The organism is Megamonas hypermegale, assembly GCF_900187035.1.
In the GTDB taxonomy this organism is placed as follows: Bacteria; Bacillota; Negativicutes; order Selenomonadales; family Selenomonadaceae; genus Megamonas; species Megamonas hypermegale.
This window is the reverse complement of sequence record NZ_LT906446.1, coordinates 2006201-2026065: the sequence shown is the minus strand read 5'-3', so window position 1 is coordinate 2026065 and position 19865 is coordinate 2006201. Positions and strand designations below refer to the sequence as shown.

At 33.7% G+C, this 19865-nt stretch carries 18 protein-coding genes; 6 read left to right on the top strand and 12 right to left on the bottom strand.

Annotation, left to right across the window (positions count from 1 at the left end; translation table 11 throughout):
• The first annotated feature begins 4 nt into the window (after positions 1-4).
• From CKV65_RS09755 to CKV65_RS09740, 4 genes are all read left to right on the top strand, one after another.
• Positions 5-1567, top strand: coding sequence for a purple acid phosphatase family protein (locus CKV65_RS09755; protein ID WP_027889142.1), 1563 nt, complete (start codon positions 5-7; stop codon positions 1565-1567).
• A gap of 157 nt (positions 1568-1724) precedes the next feature.
• Complete coding sequence (gene nirJ1 / locus CKV65_RS09750) at positions 1725-2918, top strand: putative heme d1 biosynthesis radical SAM protein NirJ1 (RefSeq protein WP_027889141.1); 1194 nt, start codon at positions 1725-1727, stop codon at positions 2916-2918.
• Positions 2915-3901: a putative heme d1 biosynthesis radical SAM protein NirJ2 gene (gene nirJ2 / locus CKV65_RS09745; protein ID WP_027889140.1), complete on the top strand. Its 987-nt coding sequence runs from the start codon at positions 2915-2917 to the stop codon at positions 3899-3901. The genes nirJ1 and nirJ2 overlap by 4 nt, the downstream gene beginning before the upstream one ends.
• A gap of 27 nt (positions 3902-3928) precedes the next feature.
• A complete protein-coding gene (locus CKV65_RS09740; protein WP_027889139.1) occupies positions 3929-5116 on the top strand; it encodes a MalY/PatB family protein in 1188 nt (395 codons plus the stop codon).
• Positions 5117-5160: 44 nt separating this feature from the next.
• Here CKV65_RS09740 and CKV65_RS09735 read toward each other — a convergent pair whose 3' ends face one another.
• Positions 5161-6012, bottom strand: a complete 852-nt coding sequence (locus CKV65_RS09735) for an HAD-IIB family hydrolase (protein WP_027889138.1) — start codon at positions 6010-6012, stop codon at positions 5161-5163.
• Positions 6013-6293: 281 nt separating this feature from the next.
• Here CKV65_RS09735 and CKV65_RS09730 point away from each other — a divergent pair, with 281 nt between their 5' ends.
• A complete protein-coding gene (locus tag CKV65_RS09730) occupies positions 6294-6860 on the top strand; it encodes a 6-pyruvoyl trahydropterin synthase family protein (protein WP_027889137.1) in 567 nt (188 codons plus the stop codon).
• Between the two features lie 59 nt (positions 6861-6919).
• Here CKV65_RS09730 and CKV65_RS09725 read toward each other — a convergent pair whose 3' ends face one another.
• From CKV65_RS09725 to CKV65_RS09700, 6 genes are read right to left on the bottom strand one after another with little or no spacing between them, the layout of a single operon-like run.
• Positions 6920-7816, bottom strand: a complete 897-nt coding sequence (locus CKV65_RS09725) for a 4-deoxy-4-formamido-L-arabinose-phosphoundecaprenol deformylase (RefSeq protein ID WP_027889136.1) — start codon at positions 7814-7816, stop codon at positions 6920-6922.
• 58 nt (positions 7817-7874) lie between these two features.
• A complete protein-coding gene (locus tag CKV65_RS09720) occupies positions 7875-8903 on the bottom strand; it encodes a bifunctional UDP-4-keto-pentose/UDP-xylose synthase (protein ID WP_027889135.1) in 1029 nt (342 codons plus the stop codon).
• A gap of 19 nt (positions 8904-8922) precedes the next feature.
• Complete coding sequence (locus tag CKV65_RS09715) at positions 8923-9837, bottom strand: formyltransferase (RefSeq protein WP_027889134.1); 915 nt, start codon at positions 9835-9837, stop codon at positions 8923-8925.
• On the bottom strand, positions 9830-10777 hold the full coding sequence (locus CKV65_RS09710; RefSeq protein ID WP_027889133.1) for a glycosyltransferase: 948 nt from the start codon (positions 10775-10777) through the stop codon (positions 9830-9832). The genes CKV65_RS09715 and CKV65_RS09710 overlap by 8 nt, the downstream gene beginning before the upstream one ends.
• 9 nt (positions 10778-10786) lie before the next feature.
• A complete protein-coding gene (locus tag CKV65_RS09705; RefSeq protein WP_027889132.1) occupies positions 10787-11953 on the bottom strand; it encodes a DegT/DnrJ/EryC1/StrS family aminotransferase in 1167 nt (388 codons plus the stop codon).
• A 25-nt stretch (positions 11954-11978) separates the two neighbouring features.
• Positions 11979-13628 carry a phospholipid carrier-dependent glycosyltransferase gene (locus tag CKV65_RS09700; protein ID WP_027889131.1) on the bottom strand — a complete coding sequence of 550 codons (1650 nt, stop codon included), beginning with the start codon at positions 13626-13628 and terminating at the stop codon, positions 11979-11981.
• Positions 13629-13835: 207 nt separating this feature from the next.
• Between CKV65_RS09700 and CKV65_RS09695 the strand changes: the two genes are divergently transcribed.
• Positions 13836-14549: a FadR/GntR family transcriptional regulator gene (locus CKV65_RS09695; protein ID WP_027889130.1), complete on the top strand. Its 714-nt coding sequence runs from the start codon at positions 13836-13838 to the stop codon at positions 14547-14549.
• Between the two features lie 87 nt (positions 14550-14636).
• On the opposite strand, the gene CKV65_RS09690 is transcribed toward CKV65_RS09695, so the two are convergent.
• From CKV65_RS09690 to CKV65_RS09670, 5 genes are all read right to left on the bottom strand, one after another.
• Positions 14637-15923: a TRAP transporter large permease gene (locus CKV65_RS09690; protein ID WP_027889129.1), complete on the bottom strand. Its 1287-nt coding sequence runs from the start codon at positions 15921-15923 to the stop codon at positions 14637-14639.
• Between the two features lies 1 nt (position 15924).
• Positions 15925-16449 carry a TRAP transporter small permease gene (locus CKV65_RS09685; RefSeq protein WP_051177524.1) on the bottom strand — a complete coding sequence of 175 codons (525 nt, stop codon included), beginning with the start codon at positions 16447-16449 and terminating at the stop codon, positions 15925-15927.
• 19 nt (positions 16450-16468) lie between these two features.
• A complete protein-coding gene (locus tag CKV65_RS09680; RefSeq protein ID WP_036254160.1) occupies positions 16469-17494 on the bottom strand; it encodes a DctP family TRAP transporter solute-binding subunit in 1026 nt (341 codons plus the stop codon).
• Between the two features lie 56 nt (positions 17495-17550).
• Complete coding sequence (locus CKV65_RS09675) at positions 17551-18837, bottom strand: ArsB/NhaD family transporter (protein ID WP_027889127.1); 1287 nt, start codon at positions 18835-18837, stop codon at positions 17551-17553.
• A 241-nt stretch (positions 18838-19078) separates the two neighbouring features.
• On the bottom strand, positions 19079-19837 hold the full coding sequence (locus CKV65_RS09670; protein WP_027889126.1) for an SDR family NAD(P)-dependent oxidoreductase: 759 nt from the start codon (positions 19835-19837) through the stop codon (positions 19079-19081).
• Positions 19838-19865: the final 28 nt, after the last annotated feature.

Sequence of the window (19865 nt, the reverse complement as noted above, 5' to 3'; positions counted from 1 at the left end):
CTAAATGCTTCATTTGAAAAAAAGCAAAAAACAAATAATTGCTCTATGCCTTACTGCCGCTTTAAGTATTGGCTCTTTCACTGCCTATGCAGCTACAGAACATTGGAATGATGCTTCAACAAAACCGCAGGTAACGACAAAAACTTCATTATCTGATGATACAAACTGGGCACAATGGAAAGCCGGTTGGGATAATCTGAAAACAAATTATCAACAGGTAGCTCTTACTCCTGGAGCTGATTTTTCCAAACTCAATTTCGGCTGGTATTCTGAAAAACAGTCCGACAGTGCTATAGTGCGTATAGCTGACAATAAAGAAATGAATAATGCTAAAGAATTTAAGGGTACCTGTCAGCCGGGTGCAGTAATTAACGGAGTACAATATTATTCCAATAAAGTTACGGCAAGCGGATTTAAACCGAACCGCACGTATTACTATCAGGTATTATTAAATGGTCAATGGCAGCAGGCACAACAGTATAAAACAGGAGACCCGGAAAATTTCAGTTTCATTTTTGTCGGCGACCCGCAAATCGGTTCTTCCTATAAACAGAAAAATACTGAATCGAATGGTAAGAAACTCGGCAATGATATGGCGGCAAGGAATGACTCTTACAACTGGAATATAACGCTGAATAAAGCTATGCAGCAACATCCGGAAATCGACTTTCTCGTTTCTCCTGGCGACCAGATAAGCGTTACCGGTGATGAAAGTCCTAATGCTTTAAAAGAACAAGAAGACCAGTATTCCGGATATTTATCCGCCACTGTTTTCCGTAATCTGCCGCAGGCAAACGCTATTGGCAATCATGACTGCTCCACGCCGGCTTATAAATACCATTTCAACAATCCGAACACATTTTCAGATGAAAGTACACCAACACCTGCCGGCAATGGATATTACTATACTTATGGCAATGCTTTATTCATAGTAATTAACAGCAACAATTTCAACGCCGCTGACCATAAAGCACTTATCGAAAAAGCTGTCAAAACTTATCCCGATACAAAATGGCGTATTGTCGTAATGCACCAGGATATTTATGGAAGCGGACTGGACCACTCCGACTCTGACGGTACTATTTTGCGTACGCAGTTAACACCGATTTTCGATGCTAATGACATTGACGTTGTACTACAAGGTCATGACCATAGCTATGCCCGTACTTATCAGCTCACAAGCGATGGGCAGCCTCATGACAATTTCACAGAATATACACAAGGTCAAAACGGCGATAATCATGATAAGTTTGATGACCTGTTTGATAATAACAGCGTATTCAGAGCTTATTATAAATCACAAAACCTCTGCTATAATATTGCTGACAAATCTCAGGGAACGCTTGTAAATCCGGAAGGCGTGTTCTATTTAACAGCCAACTCTGCTACCGGTTCTAAATTTTACAATTTAATTCCTCAACAACAGGATTATATAGCAGCCCGCAATCAAAACTGGCGTCCGTCATACTCCGTCATCAATATAACAGCGGATAAATTCTCCGTTACCACATATGATGTGGAAACAGGCGCACCAATTGATGAAACGTACACTATTATAAAAAAATAAGATATTTTTCTTGTAGTTTAAATAAGCCCCGAAACAGGGGCTTATTTTTTTCATAAAGTATTTTTATTGACCTTTAAGTAAGATATTGTTATTATAAATATATTGTAAAAATGAATGTCGTTCATAATTTTAATATATTATAAGATAGGTGAGCTAATTGATAAGTGTTACTAAATTACTTTTTGCAACTGATTATTACGGCGATAAACTTCGCTATACAAGCGATGCTCATAAAGCTAAAAATGGCGTACGACCAGGAGCTGGCCCTGTTGTTGTGTGGAATTCAACACGTACTTGCAATTTAAAATGTCGTCATTGTTATATGAGTTCCGATGCAAAAAAATACGCAAATGAATTAACAACAGCTGAAGCAAAAAAATTCATTGACGACCTTGCAGATTTCAACGTACCTGTATTGTTATTTTCTGGCGGAGAACCTCTAATTCGTCCTGATTTTTTTGAATTAGCTGATTATGCTGCTAAAAAAGGTGTTCGTCCTACTCTTTCAACAAACGGAACATTAATCACACCACAAGTAGCTCAAAAAATCAAAGATATCGGTGTTGGCTATGTTGGCATTTCCCTCGATGGTTTACGCGAAGTTAACGATAAATTCCGTGGTAAAGAAGGCGCTTTTGAAGCTGCCATGAATGGTATTAAAAATTGCGTTGCTGTAAATCAACGTGTTGGCCTGCGCTTTACAATAAATCATCATAATATCCAAGAATTAGAAAATATCTTTGACTTTATTGAAGAAGAAAATATCGACCGTGTATGTTTTTACCATCTCGTTTATTCTGGCCGTGGCAATCAAATGATGAACGAAGATGTAACAGCTGAAGAATCCCGCCGCGCTATGGATATCATCATCCGTCGCACACGCGATTTTGAAGAGCGCGGTTTGAAAAAAGAAATTCTCACTGTTGATAATCATTGCGATGGTGTTTATATGTATTTAAAAGCCTTATCAGAAGGTAAAGAAGAACTCGCTAAACAAATAAAAAAATATATCTCCATGAATGGTGGCAATCGTTCAGGCATAGCTTTTGCTGAAGTCGACCCTATGGGTTATGTTCACCCCGACCAATTCACACAACATCACACATTTGGCAATGTTCGTGAACGCAAATTTGGCGATATCTGGCAAGATACTTCTAATCCAATTATGGCAGGACTTAAAGATAGAAAACCTCTTTTAAAAGGCAGATGTGCTAAATGTAAATTCTTAGATAACTGCAATGGTAATTTCAGAACTCGCGCTGAAGCTCGCACTGGTGATTTCTGGGAATCTGACCCATCATGCTATTTAACTGATGAAGAAATCGGTATCGTAGGAGGTTCTAATAAATGATAATTTCTTGGAATACAACGAATGCTTGCAATATGTTCTGTAAACACTGCTATCGTGAAGCCGGTTGCAAAGCTGATGAAGAATTAAATACACAAGAAGCCAAAACTCTCTTAAATCAGATTGCTAAAGCTGGCTTTAAAATCATGATATTTTCTGGTGGCGAACCGCTCATGCGCCCAGATATTTTAGAACTCGTAAAACACGCTACAAGTTTAGGTCTTCGCAGTGTTTTCGGCACAAATGGAACATTGATTACAGAAGAAATGGCATATAAATTAAAAGAAGCCGGTGCAATGGGCATGGGTATTTCACTCGACTCCATGGATAAAGAAAAACACGATACATTCCGCTGCTATAAAGGCGCTTGGGATGGTGCTGTTGCTGGTATGCGCAATTGCAAAAAAGCAGGATTGCCATTTCAAATTCATACAACTGTAATGGATTGGAACCAACATGAATTAGAAGATTTAACCGATTTTGCTGTAGCAGAAGGCGCTGTAGCTCATCATATTTTCTTCTTAGTACCTACAGGAAGAGCTAAAAATATTGAAGCTGAAACATTGCGCGCTAAAGAATATGAAGATGTCATCACTCGTATCATGAAAAAGCAACAAGAAGTAAACATCGAACTAAAACCAACATGTGCACCACAATTCATGCGCATTGCTGACCAAATTGGCATGAAATTGCGTTTCCGCCGTGGTTGCTTAGCTGGAACATCTTATTGCATAATCAGCCCACGTGGAAAAGTTCAGCCATGTGCTTATCTCAATATGGAACTTGGCGATGTTCGTGAAACTCCATTTGATGAAATCTGGAAAAACAACGAAGTACTTAAAAAATTACGCAGCTTTGAATTTGAAGGTAATTGCGGTAAATGCAAATACAAAATGAGCTGTGGTGGTTGTAGAGCTCGCGCTGCTTATTATAATGATGGAAATTATATGGCTGAAGAACCTTGGTGTTTATATAGCCATAAATAATAAAAACACTAAAGGAAGTACTGACAAATGAAATATGATTTTGAAAATATTTCGCCACGTTTTGGTACTGGCTCACAAAAATGGCAAGAAATGAAAAATAACCCACTCGTTACAGATAAAGTCATTCCATTTTCTGTTGCAGATATGGAATTAAAGACAGCACCTGAAATCGTAGAGGGTTTGAAAAATTTTATCGATAATAATATTTTAGGTTATGCTGGCAGTAATAAAAAATACCGCCAAAGTGTACGCAATTGGATGAAAAAACATCACGATTGGGAAGTAAAAGCAGATTGGTTAATTGAAACACATAGCGTTGTAAATGCTTTTTTCACAGCCATTAAAGCTTTTACAAAAAAAAGCGATGGCGTCATTTTATTTACACCAGTGTATTATCCAATGTATAAAGCAATTGAAATAAATGAGCGTAAACTCGTTGAAGTTCCTTTAATAAATAATAATTCTGCTTATGATATCGATTGGGATTTATTAGAAAATAAAGCTTCTGAACCTAATACTAAAATGCTCATTTTATGTAGTCCACATAATCCTTGTGGCAGAATTTGGACAAAAGAAGAACTAACTCATATAAGTGAAATTTGTTTAAAAAATGATGTATTTGTCGTATCTGATGAAATTCATTCCGATTTAATTATGCCAAGTTTTAAACATACTTCTTATGGAACGCTCTCCGATGAAGCTCGCCAAAATTGTATGGTATGCACAGCCCCAAGCAAAACATTCAACTTAGCAGGTATGCAACTTTCTAATATATTCATTCCTAATGAAAAATATCGCAAATTATTCCAAGCCGAACAAGCTACTGATGCAGACTTTTCCTGTAGTATTCTAAGTTATGAAGCTTGTCGTCTCGCTTATGATTACGGTGAAGATTGGTTAAAACAATTAATTACATTAATCAATACAAATAAGCAAATTGTCATTGATTTTATGCATGAATATTTTCCACAAGTAAAAATCACAGAGCTTCAAGCAACATATTTATTATGGTTAGATTTTCGAGCTTTTAATTTATCTTTTAAAGAACTAGAAAAAATCAATCGCGAAAAAGCTTGCTTATACTTTGATGAAGGCTATATCTTTGGCAAAGCTGGCGAAGGTTTTGAACGTTGGAATTTAGCTTGTCCAACTAAGTATATAAAATCAGCTTTGACTCGCTTATACAATGCTTATAAAACATTCGCTGTAAAATAAAAAAATACAAAGAAAAAAGGTTAAGATAAAATCTTAACCTTTTTTTATGCCGTTTGTAGATTTGCTGCCATATACTTAGTTAAATTGGGAATAATTTTGGTAATAACATGAGAAAGAAGGTGGTCATCACAGCTCACGCCGATGATGTCTGCTACTTGTTTTAAATTTTGTGTAGCATTTTGAGCAGCAATGCCATAATCAGCACAGCGAAGCATTTCTATATCATTGTCAAAATCACCAACAGCGATAAATATTTTTCCTTGGTACTGTGGCATTTTACGCAGTTCATTCAACATAATGCCTTTGGAAGCATTTTGGGGAATAATTTCAAAATAACTAGACCAAGAAGTGAAATATTTGGCGATTTTATCAATCTCCATAGCTTGGGCGAAATTATGGAGCCATGATATCAATTCAGGTTTTTCAGTGTAAAACTGGACTTTTAAAATAGGAATGTCTTTTAACTCACCCAAATTTGCACGAACATACGGTAAAGCTTCTCGTTTTATCACTGGGTCATCGTATGCCTTATCCGTAATAACATAAAAAATATCTTTCGTATGAATTTCAATGCACATTTGAGGACAATAAATTAAACATTGTGCTAAAAAAGCTGTTAATTGACTATTTTGTAGTGACAAGGTTTTTAAAGCTACATTATTATACACATTCTGCAATATAGTACCATTATAAAAAATACTAGGAGCGTTTATCGGTAATTCGCCAAGAAAATCTTGACAACTTCTGATTGTTCTACCTGTTGCAACAGCAAAAGTGCCACCATTTTTAGTAAATTGCTCCAATGCGTATTTATTGACCGCAGAAATTTGTGAATTTGAATTAATTAATGTGCCATCCATATCACTTAGCAAAAAAATATTACTGTAATCGTTCATAATCAAATACCTCGATAATGAATTTTTATAGAGGGTAGTTGCTGCCGCGCAGGGCGAGTCACCTTCCTCTATAAAGCTATTTGTACCAGAGGTGCTATTTCCTAACTGATATGCTTTTATTATAAATAAACTATTTTAAAATATAATGAAGCAAATGTAAAAAATTTATAAAAAATTTTTATTTCTATATTGATATTATTTATTAATAATAATATAATATCAATAGAAAATAATTATTAATAACTAGAAAGTACAGTATTATTACAAAGGAGAGGTTATTTATGAGAAGTATCACAAAACTCGACTTACAGTATGCACATCGTTTTTATGGTTTTAAAGGCGAAGCTCAATATCTCCATGGACACACAGGTGTTCTGACTATTGAAGTTGAAGGCTCTATTAATTCTGGTGTAAATATGGTATTCCCTTGTAATGAAATTCAAAAAACAGCATGGGAAGTTCTGAAAAACTTCGACCATGCCTTAATTTTACGCGAAGATGACCCTCTACTCCCTGCTATTTTAGATGTTTATGAAAAACAAGGCATAAAAGGCGGTGCACCTAACAATATAATGAAAGGGCCTGCTTTTAAAACAGAACTTGCTACTGCATATCCAGATTGTCGCCTCGTCGTTACAAAAGAGACAATGACAGTTGAAGGTATGATTAAAATTGTTTATGACCTTTTGAAAGATAAATTAAATATCGTAAAACTCACTTTCTCCAGCGGTGTTAATTTAGCTTCTGAAGAATATGAGCCACATCTCGATGTAGACCGTTGCCCATTATGCGGTATAGCATTAGAAAATGGTGTTTGTCCAAAATGCGGTTATAAAAAACCAAATTAAATAATTAAAAAAAAGCCACAGTGTGTATCATAAATATGCACTGTGGCTTTAATAATTTATTATTTTCCTTGACGGGCAACTGTTCCTGCTCTACCTGGCAAATAGCCATGATATACTTCACATTCTTTAATATTAGGAACATTTTTTCCCTCTTCTAATTTTATAAATTCATAACCAAGTTTTTTAGCTTTTTTTATAAAAGTCTGCAAAATTGGTAATTGTTTTAACCCTTCCATTTCAGAATGAATAGTCAATACATTAAAATCTTGGTCACAATGAGATAACCAATAATCGACGATATTTTCTTCTGTAATTTCTTTTCCATCTAATGTACTGCCTAAACATTCATCCATAGTAAGTAAAGTTCCTGGAATTTGTAATGGCAAATATTTTTTGCCATTCATAACTGGATAAAATGGATAATATCCTCGAACATCACTACAATAAGAAAAACCTAATTCTTGCTGTACTTTTAAACTACGAGGTGTTACTTGCCAACCTGGAGCTGCACAAGCTTTTGCTTTAAATCCAGCCAATTTCTCAAATAAGTTTATTGCTTTTGTTAGTTCATTGCGAATTGTCTCTTCCGATAAATACGGCAATTTATCTTGCCAATAAACATGGTCCCAGCAATGAATGCCACATTCATGATTTTCTTTTATAGCACGTAAAAACGGTGCAGGATTAGGTTCTACAATATGCGGTGCTGGCAAAAGAGTGCCATACATCATTGTCTTAAAACCATAAGTGCTCGGTGCTTTAGTTCTTAGCATTTTAGCTAAAAATCCCTTGCGGAAAATACGGCGAATAGCCTTACCCGAATTATCTGTTCCCATAGAAAAAAAGAAACTAGCTTTTATATTTTCTTGTTTAAAAACATCTAGCATGCGTGGCACACCCACATCATAACCACGTTTCGTATCTACATCTATTTTTATAGCAATTTTCTTTGTCATAATATCCTCATATAAATAAAGCCATCGCACTTTGCGGTGGCTTTACTTTTCTATTAAATTATTTGTTTAATTCTTTTTCATACCACTGCAAAGTATAATAAATAGCATCTTGCAATGTTGTTTTAGGTTTCCAGCCTAAACGAGTTTTCAATTTTTTAACAGACGGCAATCTATCCTGTACATCAGCATAATTTTTGCCATAATAACTATCGGAATTTTCAACGACAAACTGTACTTTTTCTGCTTTTTCTTTAAAGCATGGGAATTTTTTCATTTCATCAACGACAATTTCTGCCATTTCTTTGATGGAATAATTATTATCAGGATTACCGATATTAAATATCTGTCCATCTGCTTGATTATCTTTATTGTTAATAATATCAATAAGTGCTTCTACACCATCACCTACCCATGTGAAGCTACGGCGTTGCATACCACCATTTACAAGAGTGATTTTACCTGTATATAAAACATCATAGATAAATTGTGTAATTGTACGAGCTTTATGTTCAGCTGCATCTTTAAATCTATCAAGACGTGGACCAACCCAGTTAAATGGACGGAATAAAGTAAATTTCAAACCTTTTTCTTGACCTAATGCGAAAATAACTCTATCCATCATCTGTTTACTACAACTGTATATCCAGCGACTTTGTACAATAGGACCAAGTGTTAAATTACTTGTATCTTCATCCATTATATGATTATTAAGGTCTGGCATACCATAAACTTCAGAAGTAGATGGGAAAATAACACGTTTATTATATTCAGCACATTTTTTAACAAGTTTCAAATTCTGTTCAAAATCGAGTTCAAAAGTCCAAAATGGTCTTTCTATATAATATGCGGGACGTGCAATGCCGATAAGTGGTAAAAGTACATCACATTGTTTTACTTGTTCATATAACCAATCTTCTTCTTTAAAAATATCTCCCGTTTTCATTTTAAAACGCGGATTATCAAGAAATTGTTTAAGATTGCTATCACTTAAATCAAAACCCTGTATTTCCCAATCTGTTTTAGCTAATGCCATTTCTAAAAAATGAGAGCCAATAAATCCATTAACTCCAGTAACAAAAATTTTCATTAGAAAGCCTCTTCCTTCTTTAAATATTAAATTTTGTGCCCACTGGCAAATCTTCTACAAAATGAGAAGCGGTTAGTTCCTGTCCATTTTCCCATTGTAATTTTTCTAATTGCAATAAACCATTTCCCGTACCAACACAAAGTGGCTTAACTGATACAATCTCGCCAATGTCACCTTTTCCATCTAGCGGTTTTGCCCACCAAATGAATAATTTTCTATCACCTACAAAAGCAAACGCCCCAGGAAATGGATGTGTTACACCACGAATGAGATTATATAAACTTATAGCATCTTTATTAAAATCTAAAAAGCCATCTTTTGGTCTGCGTCGTGGAAATTTAGTTGCTTTACTATTGTCTTGCGGTGTCAATTTTACTGTTCCCGCTTCAATACTATTTAAGTTATCATGTACAATCTGTCCTGCTATCACACTAACTTTTTTAAATACATCAATAGATGTATCAGTAAATGCAATTTCAAAACCGCGCTGGTCTACAATATCACCTTCATCGGCTTTTTCTGTCATTAAATGCAATGTAGCCCCTGTACATTTTTCTCCATTTACTACCGCCCAATTTATACAAGTTTGCCCACGATATTTCGGTAAAAGCGCTCCATGTAAATTATAAGAACCAAGTCGTGGCATTAAAATTATTTCATTGGGAATTAAACGACGATAATAAAATGAAAATATGAGTTCCGGTTTTAATTGTTTTATATATTGAGCCGTTTCTTCATCAATCTTTTTAGGTCTAAACACAGGTATATTATTCTGCTTTGCTAAATCATACACTGAATGAAACCATATTTCTTCATCAGGGTCATCTTGATGTGTATATACAGCTACAATATTTGCTTTTGCTTTTATCAATTCATTAAGACAAACATAACCTGGTTCACTATATGCGAAAACTATTATACGTGGTCTATTCATTATCTTTTTCCTCATAAATATGGCGAATTATATAATGTGGTCTTTGCTGAATTTGCTTATAAATACGCCCCGTATACTCACCAATAACACCTAGTGCCATGATAGTTATACCGAATAAGAAGAAATTAAGTGCCATCAGTGTAAAAACGCCAGCCGCTTCTGAGCCCACAATAATTCGGCGCACCATCATGTACAAGAAAAATATAAAACTTAAAAGTGAAATTACCATCCCACTCATTGTTACCATTTGCAATGGAGCAATGGAGAAGCTTGTCATCAAATCAAAATTTAATCTCAACAAACGGAAAAAACTGTATTTAGATTCACCAAATTCACGTTCACGATGACTTACAGGTATTTCAATTGGATTTACTGCAAATTTTTGACCGAGTGCTGGTATAAATGTCGTACTTTCACGGCTTTGTACAATAATGTCCACAATTCGACGACTATAACCACGCAACATACAACCATAATCGCTTATGTGCAGACCGCTGATGCGATTTGTAGCCTTGTTTACCAATCGAGAAGCCACTTTTCTAAATAGTGGGTCATGGCGATTTTGACGACATGTTCCAATGACATCATAACCTTCATCCATCTTAGCAATTATTCTTGGGATTTCTTCAGGTGGATTTTGTAAATCTGCATCAAGTGTAATCACATATTGACCACGCACATTTGCAAAACCTGATGTAATAGCCATATGTTGACCAAAATTACCGTTTAAGTCAATAACACGCACTGTTTTATTGTGTTTCTTCTGAAAATCATACAGCATAGAGAAAGATTTATCTCGACTACCATCATTAATAAAAATGATTTCAAAGCTGCGATTTAAATTTTCCATTACCGGATATAATTCCTTAAATAACTGAGGAAGTGATTCTTCCTCATTATAAACAGGAATTACTATTGATATTTCTGGACTATCTGCCATTATTTTTTATCAGCCTTTCATTCCACATATTTCTTTAATCGCTTCAATTACATCTGTTACATCATCATCTGTCATTGCAGGGAAAAGTGGTAATGATACAATGCGTTCTGATACATATTCAGAATTTGGTAAATCGCCAGCTTTAAGTCCAGTGATTTCTCCATAGCAAGTGAATAAATGTAATGCTTGATAATGATAAGCTGTACCGATATTGTGTTTACTCATCTGTGCCATAAAATCATCGCGACTAAAACCAAGTGTATCTATATCGATAAGTGGTGTATAGATATGCCAAGAATGAACATTTCCTTCTTCTATTTCTGGTGGTAAAATCAAACCTCTTACATTAGCTAATTCTCTTTGATATCGTGCAACAATTTCGCGACGACGTGTATTGAATTCTTCTAAATGTTTAAGTTGGTCACGACCAATGGCAGCTTGAATATCCATCATCTGGTATTTTAAACCTGGTTTAAAAATATCATAATGAGCTTTACCATTTGCTTGATAGCGGTTCCATGCGCCTTTACTCATACCATTTTGACGTTGCATAGACATGATTTCTGCTGCATCTTCATCATCAGTGCAAACCATACCGCCTTCGCCAGTTGTAATATTTTTAGTCGGATGAAAACTGAATACTGCTATATGATTTTTACCGCGTCCAGCACCTATTTTCTTGCCTTTATACTGTGCACCAAGCGCATGAGCAGAATCTTCAATAATTCCAAGATTATATTTTTCAGCTAATGCTTCTAATGCATCCATATCACATGGACGACCAGCGAAATGTACAGGGATTATCGCTTTTGTCTTAGGTGTAATTGCTTTTTCTATTGCTTTTACATCAATATTAAATGTATGTGGGTCAATATCAACAAGCACAGGTTTTCCGCCAGCAAAAATAATAGCGTTTACAGTACTTGCAAATGTCATTGCAGTTGTGATAACTTCATCACCTGGCTTAATAAGTGCCATAACAGCTAAATGTAATCCAGCTGTTGCTGAATTTACAGATACAGCATATTTTGAACCTACATAATCGGCAAATTTATTTTCAAAATCAACTGTCTTAGGACCCATTGCCATCCAACCTTTACGAATGGAATCGGCTACATCTGCAATTGCCTCTTCACTTACAAGTGGTTTAGCAAAAGGTAAAAACTCTTTACGCATAATCATATTACTCCTTCAAAACTTATTATTTATTAACTAAAATAGTGTATGCTCCTTCAGTTATCATTTCTTTCGCTGGAGTAGATAATACACTAAGACATTTATCTTTATAACGGTCTTTCACTACAATTATAATACGCTTTTGACTGTTCCACAAATCGTTGAGCTGATTGCCATCAAAATACCAACCATCCCCAGAAGGATGAGATAAACCAAATTCCAATTCACCTTTAAAATCAGCCATCGCTACACGCTGGTCTGTATAAAATACAATTCCGTGATAGAATTCTCCATAATTTACAATCAAACTATCTTGAGGATTTAACTGATTTATTTTCTGACTAACATAATATGCTGATTGATTATTATGAATTTGCTGCTGTACATCGTGCAAACCAAGACCAAAGAAAAATCCCATAATACACAGCACAGTTGCTGTACAACGAAAACGTCTCGTTTTATACCAAGTGATGATTGCCGCTAAAGTTCCTAAAAACAGTGCAGCGGTGAGCATACCACCTTCAGCAATGAATTCATCTAATGTTAAATAATTAGACATCAAAACATAGCCCACAAGAGCAAAGACGAAACCTAAGCACAAAATACTGTTAATTAAAAAACTATGGCAAAGCCAAGAATTTTCTACTTCAAATCGTTTTATTGAAGCCGCAATTAATACAGCCATCGGCATCCAACATGGCATTATATACGGAACTAATTTGGAATCTGAAATCGAATAAAAGACGAAAATTACAGCAAACCATACTAACAAATAAATTATATCAAAGCGATTTCTTTCTGATACACTCTTGCGTATAACGCCTTTTTTGCTGAATAAAGATACCAAAAATCCAGTCCACGGAAGCATACCAATGAAAACAAATGGTATGAAAAACCACCAAGGCTGAAACCTATCATGCATCTTTGTTGTAAAACGCAAGAAATGTTCTCGAATGAAAAAGAAATAGAAGAAATCAGGATTTGCCTGACACACGAGATAAAACCATGGTACTGTAACTATCAAGAAAGCTATTATACCCGGCAAATAAAAAAGCTTTAAAAATAAACGTGGTCTTTTTGTAAAAATCGTATACCAAAACAAAATACCTAATGGCAAAATAATTGCCACAAGACCTTTTGTAAGTACACCTAAGCCCATTGCTATATAAAATAACAGTAAATATTTTTTCTTCTCGGTTCTTTCAAAAGCATAAAAAGACACCATACACCCTGTCATAAAAAATGTAAGTGCCATATCTAAGATATTGATTGAAGCTACAATAAGATTTAAGCATGATGTAGCTAAAACAGCTGCCGCCAATAAACCTACTCGGCGCGTATACATCATAGAACCAAGACAAAAAGTAAGTCCTACGCATCCAATAGCTGAAAGAGCAGGGAAAACTCGTCCTGCAAACTCAGTTACACCAAAAATCTTCATGATAATCGCTGTAGCCCAATATTGAAGTGCTGGTTTTTCAAAATATTCCACGCCATTTAAATGAGGTGTAATAAAATCACCAGTGAGTAACATTTCACGCGGAATTTCATGATATCTACCTTCATCTGGGTCCATTAAATGATATGAACCTAAATGAGCTAAATACAGATAAAAAACAGCCAAAATACATATTCCGACAATAAAACCTTTATTACGTAAAAGAAAATCTCGCAAAAAATAGCCTCCTTTATTAAAAAATAACAAGCGCTATAATTATACTATTTTATTTTATTATCTACAATTAAGAAATTTTATCGTTTTTTCATGAAAATTCTCTGAAAAAACACTATATATATAGCATTTATTTAAACTTTAGCTTAAAATAATATTATAGAGTCACAATAAGTAGTATTATAATATTATATATGTGAAATAAATAATTTGTTAGTTGGTGAAATTATGGGATTAGCTAAAATTGGAAATTCTGATACTTTAGTAAATGAAATTATCACACAACTCTCTCAAGCTATTATTGAAGGTGATTTTAAACCTGGTGACAAACTTCCATCAGAAGCTGAACTATGCGAACAACTCGCTGTCGGTAGAAATTCACTTAGAGAAGCTATTCGTGTATTAAATGCTATGGGAGTAGTTAAAACAAAACGTGGTCAAGGTACTTTTTTACAAGATACAATATCGCACGAAGTATTCAATCCTCTCATATTTCGTTTAATTCTTGACCCCAAAAATACAACTGATGTTTTCGAATTACGTGTAATGGTAGAATCTATTGTTATTATTATGGCTATATATAAAGCTTCGCCAGAAGAAATACAATCCATTCGCGATTTAGTAGATGAAACAAATAATATTGCCAAATCAAATCAAGGTTCGATAGATGATTTAATAAAACTCGATATGCAATTTCACTTATCTATTGCGAAATGCGTACATAATAAATTGATAGAATCCATTTTAGAAACACTTGTTCTAATGTTTGAACCATCAATAAAAAAAGTACTGCAAAAAGATGGTGGTATTGATTTATGTTTAAAAAATCACTATGCTATCGTAAATTTAATTGAACAACGCGATGTAATTAATGTTTTTAATACTGTTAGAGATACATTAGTTGATTCTTTTGCAAAAGAATAAATTAAAATACTTCTAAGTTTAATATAAAACTTAGAAGTATTTTTTTATAAAAAAAGGAATGAGCATAAGCTCATTCCTAAAAAATATTTATTGAACGAGGAAAAGTGAAATTTGAGGAATGTAAGTTATCAGCAATAACACTACAAGAGACACTATAACAAAAGGTAATATAGCTATAGAAAGTTCCTTTAACGAAACTTTTCCTAATCCACAGGCAACATATAAATTCATACCTACAGGTGGCGTAAATAAACCAATTGCTAAATTTACAATAATAACAACGCCAAAATGAATAGGGTCAATTCCTAAAGTCAATGCTACAGGCATAAACAATGGAACAAATATATAAAGTGCTGACGTTGAATCAAGGAAGCAACCTGCAATTAAAAATACGATATTTACCAATATCAAAAATAAAATTGTACTATCTCCAGTGAAATTATAAATTGCATCCCCAATAATTGTATTTAATTTAGCACGTGTAAGTACATAAGCAAAAATAGTTGCTGCAGCTGTTATAAACATAACAACGGCAGTAGTACTAGCAGAATCAATTAATAAATGACAAAATTCTTTAAAATGTATTTTCTTATAAATGAATATACCAACAAATAAACCGTAAACAACAGCAACAGCTGCACTTTCTGTAGGCGTAAAAATACCACCATAAATACCACCAAGGATAATTACTGGCATCATAAGACCCCAAATAGCATCTTTAAAAGCGAGCCATCTTTCTTTATTTGTTGCTTTTTCCATTACTTCCAATTTCATTTTACGGCCTTTCCACAAAGCAACAGCTAAAAGACCGATACCCATTATAATTCCTGGAATTAAGCCAGCAATAAATAATGAACCAATTGAAGTATCTGTGATAGAACCAAAAATAACAAATGTTATACTAGGCGGAATAATTACACCAATTGCCGAAGCTGCCGCCATTAAAGCCGATGAAAACTGAGGATTATATCCTGCAAAAATCATTGCTGGAATTATAATCATACCTAAAGCTGCTACTGTTGCTGGACCCGAACCTGATATAGCTGCGAAAAAACATGCAACAACAACGCAAATAATAGCTAAACCGCCTGTTATATGACCAACGCAAACTTCCGCTAAGCGAATTAACTTTTCAGAAATACCAGCTTTTTCCATGATATTACCGCTCAAGATAAAGAATGGAATTGCTAATAATACGAACTTACTACTTGATGAAGATACTAACATTGGAACAACACTGAGTACTGCTTCCATTGGTCGACCTGCACTATCAGCGATTATAGCAAATACACTAGACATTCCAAGACAGATTGCAATAGGCGTACCAATTAATAGAAAAAAAGCAAATGATATAAATAAAATTGCCGATATCATCTTACATCATCTCCTCCTGACGTTGTTGTTCTAAAGCTTTACGTTCTTCTTTGCGATTTTTACCTTTAATAATATGAATGAGTATCTGTAAAAATCTTACAAGTACAAAAAACGCTCCAATTGGAACAAAAGAACCAAAAATCCATTCTGGCCACTGCATATTAGCTGTTTTTTGTTCCAAATTATATTGACTAATTACCATTAAAATTCCATAGTAAAAAATCAATGCCGAAAAAACTACTGCCATTAAGTAACTTATAAAATTTAAAACTCGTTTTATTTTTGGAGAAACTAAATCTTCAATAACAGTAAATCCTAAATGTTCATGACGTTTAGCCGCTATAGCTGCCCCCATAAGACTTAATAAAACAAATAGATATGTCGTTATCTCATCTGAAAAAGAAAATGACGCATGGAAGAAATAACGTGCACAAACATTAGCAAATGCTAATACTGACATTACAATTAAACATATACCAGCAATAATCTCTTCAATCTTGCCAAATATTTTATCGAATGTAGACATTATAAAACTCCTCTCCTTATCACGGATTTAAACAAAACGCAGCATAATTATCTGCACCATACTGTTGAATAAATTTTTCTCTAACTGGTTCAACAGCTTCTTTAAATGCATTTAATTCTGTTGGAGAAAGTTCTGTAACTATAATTTCATCATCTCTAAATTCTTGAATTATTACATCTTCTTCTTGCTCTACTTGATCGCGGCCCCACTCACAAGCTTCTCTTGCTTTTTCTCTCAATAATTCTTGTGTTTTAGGTTCAAGTGAATTCCATATTTTAGAATTAGCTATAAACAAATCATTTTCATATGAATAATTCCACAGTGTTATATATTTTTGTACTTCATTCATCTTGGAAGATTTTGTAATACTAACACCATTTTCTTGTCCATCAATAGTACCTTGTTGAATAGCTGTGAATACTTCACTCCAACTCATAGCTATTGGGTCAGCACCTAATGTACGGAAAAAATCCATATAAACTTCTCCACCTGGAACACGAATTTTTAAACCTTGTACATCTTCTGGTGTACGCACTTCATGTTTACTATTTGAAATTTGTCTAAAACCATTATGAAATGAACCTAAATAAGTAATTCCTTTTTCTGCTAAGCGTTCTTTATAAAATTCTCCACCTGTTGTATCAATAATCTGTCTTGCTTCTTGATAATTATCAAAAGTATACGGTATTGTCGCTATACCAATTTTTTCATCCAAAGCCGCCATGACACTAGTAGCGTATGCTGCTAAATCCACCGAACCTACTGCTAACATTTCAATACCCTTTGTAGCATTACCGCTTGCCAATTGGTCATTTGGATATACTGATACAGTAACATTACCGCCAGATGCTTCACTTACAAGTTCAGAAAATTTATTAGCAACTTTAGTATCAATCTGAGTATCCGTACCATTGACTGCCATTACTAATTCAATTTTTTGATATTCACTGTTATTATTATTATTAACAGATTTGTCACTATCTGATGAACACCCTGTAAAAAAAGCACATAAAAAAACTATTAATATAAATGATAATTTTTTCATAGCAATTATCCCCCGTATATAATTTAATAACATAGCTACTATAATAAATTTTCATTTTATAAATAAAACAAAAGTAAATATATTGTACTTATAACAATTGATATTATCATTATAGGAAAAGCTACTATAAAATATCCGCCAAAAGAAAGTTTTTCGCCATACATAGCTGCCATACTCGCTACTACAACATTTGCACTTGCTCCAATAATAGTTCCATTACCCCCTAGACAAGCACCTAAAGACAGTGCCCACCATAATGGTTCTAAGTTGCTCATCCCCATCGTTCCCATATCCTTTATCATAGGTATCAAAGTTGCAACAAAAGGAATATTATCAATAAATGCTGAAGCTATAGCACTTAGCCATAAAATCAACATTGTCGTCTTTGTTAAATCTCCTGATGTTAATTCTAATAATTGTTCTGCCATCATTTTTATAACACCAGTTTCTACTAAACCCCCTACTAAAATAAATAAACCTGCAAAAAAGAATATTGCCAACCATTCAACTTCACTTAATACCTTGGATATTTTTCTTTCATTTCCTGAAATACTTATAAGCATTAAAATTGCTGCTCCTGATAAAGCTACTGTTGCAGACTCCAAATGTAATTGTGAATGTAATACAAAAGTAACAATTATCAAAAATAAAACGAACAAACATTTTTTCAATAATGCACTATCTTTTATTTCATCATATTCATTCATAGCCATGACTTTTGCTTGTAACTGAGGCACCGTAACTAATTGTTTACGATATAATAAAAGTAAAATAGCCATAGTCACTGCAAAAATAACTATACATACTATACCTAAATTACTTATAAATGCCATAAAATCCATTTCAGGTACAGCACTACCAATCATGATATTCGGTGGGTCTCCTATAAGTGTAGATGTCCCACCAATATTAGATGAAAGAATTTGTGCTATTAAAAAAGGTTTTACTGGTATATTTAATTTTTTTGTAATACTAAATGTTAAAGGAACAGTCAACAATACAGTTGTAACATTATCTAAAAAAGCTGAACACACCCCTGTTAATAAAGATAACGCAACTAATAACCTTAATGGTTTAGCTTTTACTTTTTTAGCTGCCCATATTGCTAAATAATTAAATAATCCTGTTGTACCTGTAATACTTACAACAATCATCATACCTATTAACAGCCCTATTGTATTAAAGTCAATATGATGTATAGCCATTTCTTGTGTTAAAATACCACAAAGAATCATAAGCATTGCTCCAACTAAAGCAATTACCGTACGATGTATTTTTTCCGATACTATAAAAATATACACTACTATAAATATACTAAGAGCAGTTATCGCTGCTGAATTCATTTAATCACCTCTTATTTATAAATATCTTTTTGAAATACTAATTAATCATATATTACCTTAATAAAAATTAAACTTTTATATGTATAATTTTTAAATAATATTTAGTAATTACAGACAATTTAATCACGTTCATTATTTATACAAATTATAATTTACATAAAAACAGCAGGATAGTTTATATCCTGCTGTTTTTAAAGATGGGGGTATATTATTAAAGAAAATAGCAAGGATAGCCTGTTATTTAATCCATATGAGAGCCACCATTAATATCTACATCTTCACCAGTAATATAAGATGCTTCTTTTGAACCTAAGAAACAAATTGTATTTGCAATTTCTTGAGTTTCACCTGGACGACCAACCGGAATATCAGAAATAATTTTATCAGCTTGTTCTTTTGGTAAAGACTTCCATATTTCAGTATTAATAAGACCTGGACATACACAGTTTACAGTAATACCATCTATAGCTACTTCACGGGCAAGATTTTTAGAGAAACCTAATACAGCTGCTTTAGATGCAGAATAATGAGCACCTCCAAAAATACCACCACCACGCTTACCAGAAACAGAAGATAAGCTAATGATACGGCCATATTTTTGAGCTTTCATAGGTTTTAATACAGCTTGAGAACATAAGAATAAGCCAAACATATTTACGTTAAAAATACGTTTCATATCATCTAAAGTCATATCTTCTACTGTTACTTTTTGAGAAATACCTGCATTGTTTACCAATACATCAATACGTCCAAATGTATCTAAAACAGTCTGTACCATTGCATCAACAGATTCTTTAGATGTAATATCTGTCTTAATACCAATAGCTTCATGACCACTTTGTTTAATAATATCAACTGTTTCATTTACACCAGCTTCATTAATATCAAGAATAACTAGCTTTGCTCCTTGATTAGCAAAAGTTTTTGCAATAGTACGACCGATACCTTTTGGAGAACCACTACCTGTTACGATGACAACCTGATTTGTAAAATCTAACATAATTAAAGACTCCTTCTCTATTTTATAT

What these genes read in the sequence shown, in the direction of transcription:
- CKV65_RS09675 (WP_027889127.1), bottom strand. Translation starts at nt 18,837, where the DNA reads ATGAATTCAGCAGCGATAACTGCTCTTAGTATATTTATAGTAGTGTAT.
- CKV65_RS09725 (WP_027889136.1), bottom strand. Translation starts at nt 7,816, where the DNA reads ATGACAAAGAAAATTGCTATAAAAATAGATGTAGATACGAAACGTGGT.
- CKV65_RS09720 (WP_027889135.1), bottom strand. Translation starts at nt 8,903, where the DNA reads ATGAAAATTTTTGTTACTGGAGTTAATGGATTTATTGGCTCTCATTTT.
- CKV65_RS09755 (WP_027889142.1), top strand. Translation starts at nt 5, where the DNA reads ATGCTTCATTTGAAAAAAAGCAAAAAACAAATAATTGCTCTATGCCTT.
- CKV65_RS09740 (WP_027889139.1), top strand. Translation starts at nt 3,929, where the DNA reads ATGAAATATGATTTTGAAAATATTTCGCCACGTTTTGGTACTGGCTCA.
- CKV65_RS09730 (WP_027889137.1), top strand. Translation starts at nt 6,294, where the DNA reads ATGAGAAGTATCACAAAACTCGACTTACAGTATGCACATCGTTTTTAT.
- CKV65_RS09685 (WP_051177524.1), bottom strand. Translation starts at nt 16,449, where the DNA reads ATGTCTACATTCGATAAAATATTTGGCAAGATTGAAGAGATTATTGCT.
- CKV65_RS09680 (WP_036254160.1), bottom strand. Translation starts at nt 17,494, where the DNA reads ATGAAAAAATTATCATTTATATTAATAGTTTTTTTATGTGCTTTTTTT.
- CKV65_RS09705 (WP_027889132.1), bottom strand. Translation starts at nt 11,953, where the DNA reads ATGCGTAAAGAGTTTTTACCTTTTGCTAAACCACTTGTAAGTGAAGAG.
- CKV65_RS09710 (WP_027889133.1), bottom strand. Translation starts at nt 10,777, where the DNA reads ATGGCAGATAGTCCAGAAATATCAATAGTAATTCCTGTTTATAATGAG.
- CKV65_RS09715 (WP_027889134.1), bottom strand. Translation starts at nt 9,837, where the DNA reads ATGAATAGACCACGTATAATAGTTTTCGCATATAGTGAACCAGGTTAT.
- nirJ2 (WP_027889140.1), top strand. Translation starts at nt 2,915, where the DNA reads ATGATAATTTCTTGGAATACAACGAATGCTTGCAATATGTTCTGTAAA.
- CKV65_RS09690 (WP_027889129.1), bottom strand. Translation starts at nt 15,923, where the DNA reads ATGATATCGGCAATTTTATTTATATCATTTGCTTTTTTTCTATTAATT.
- CKV65_RS09670 (WP_027889126.1), bottom strand. Translation starts at nt 19,837, where the DNA reads ATGTTAGATTTTACAAATCAGGTTGTCATCGTAACAGGTAGTGGTTCT.
- CKV65_RS09735 (WP_027889138.1), bottom strand. Translation starts at nt 6,012, where the DNA reads ATGAACGATTACAGTAATATTTTTTTGCTAAGTGATATGGATGGCACA.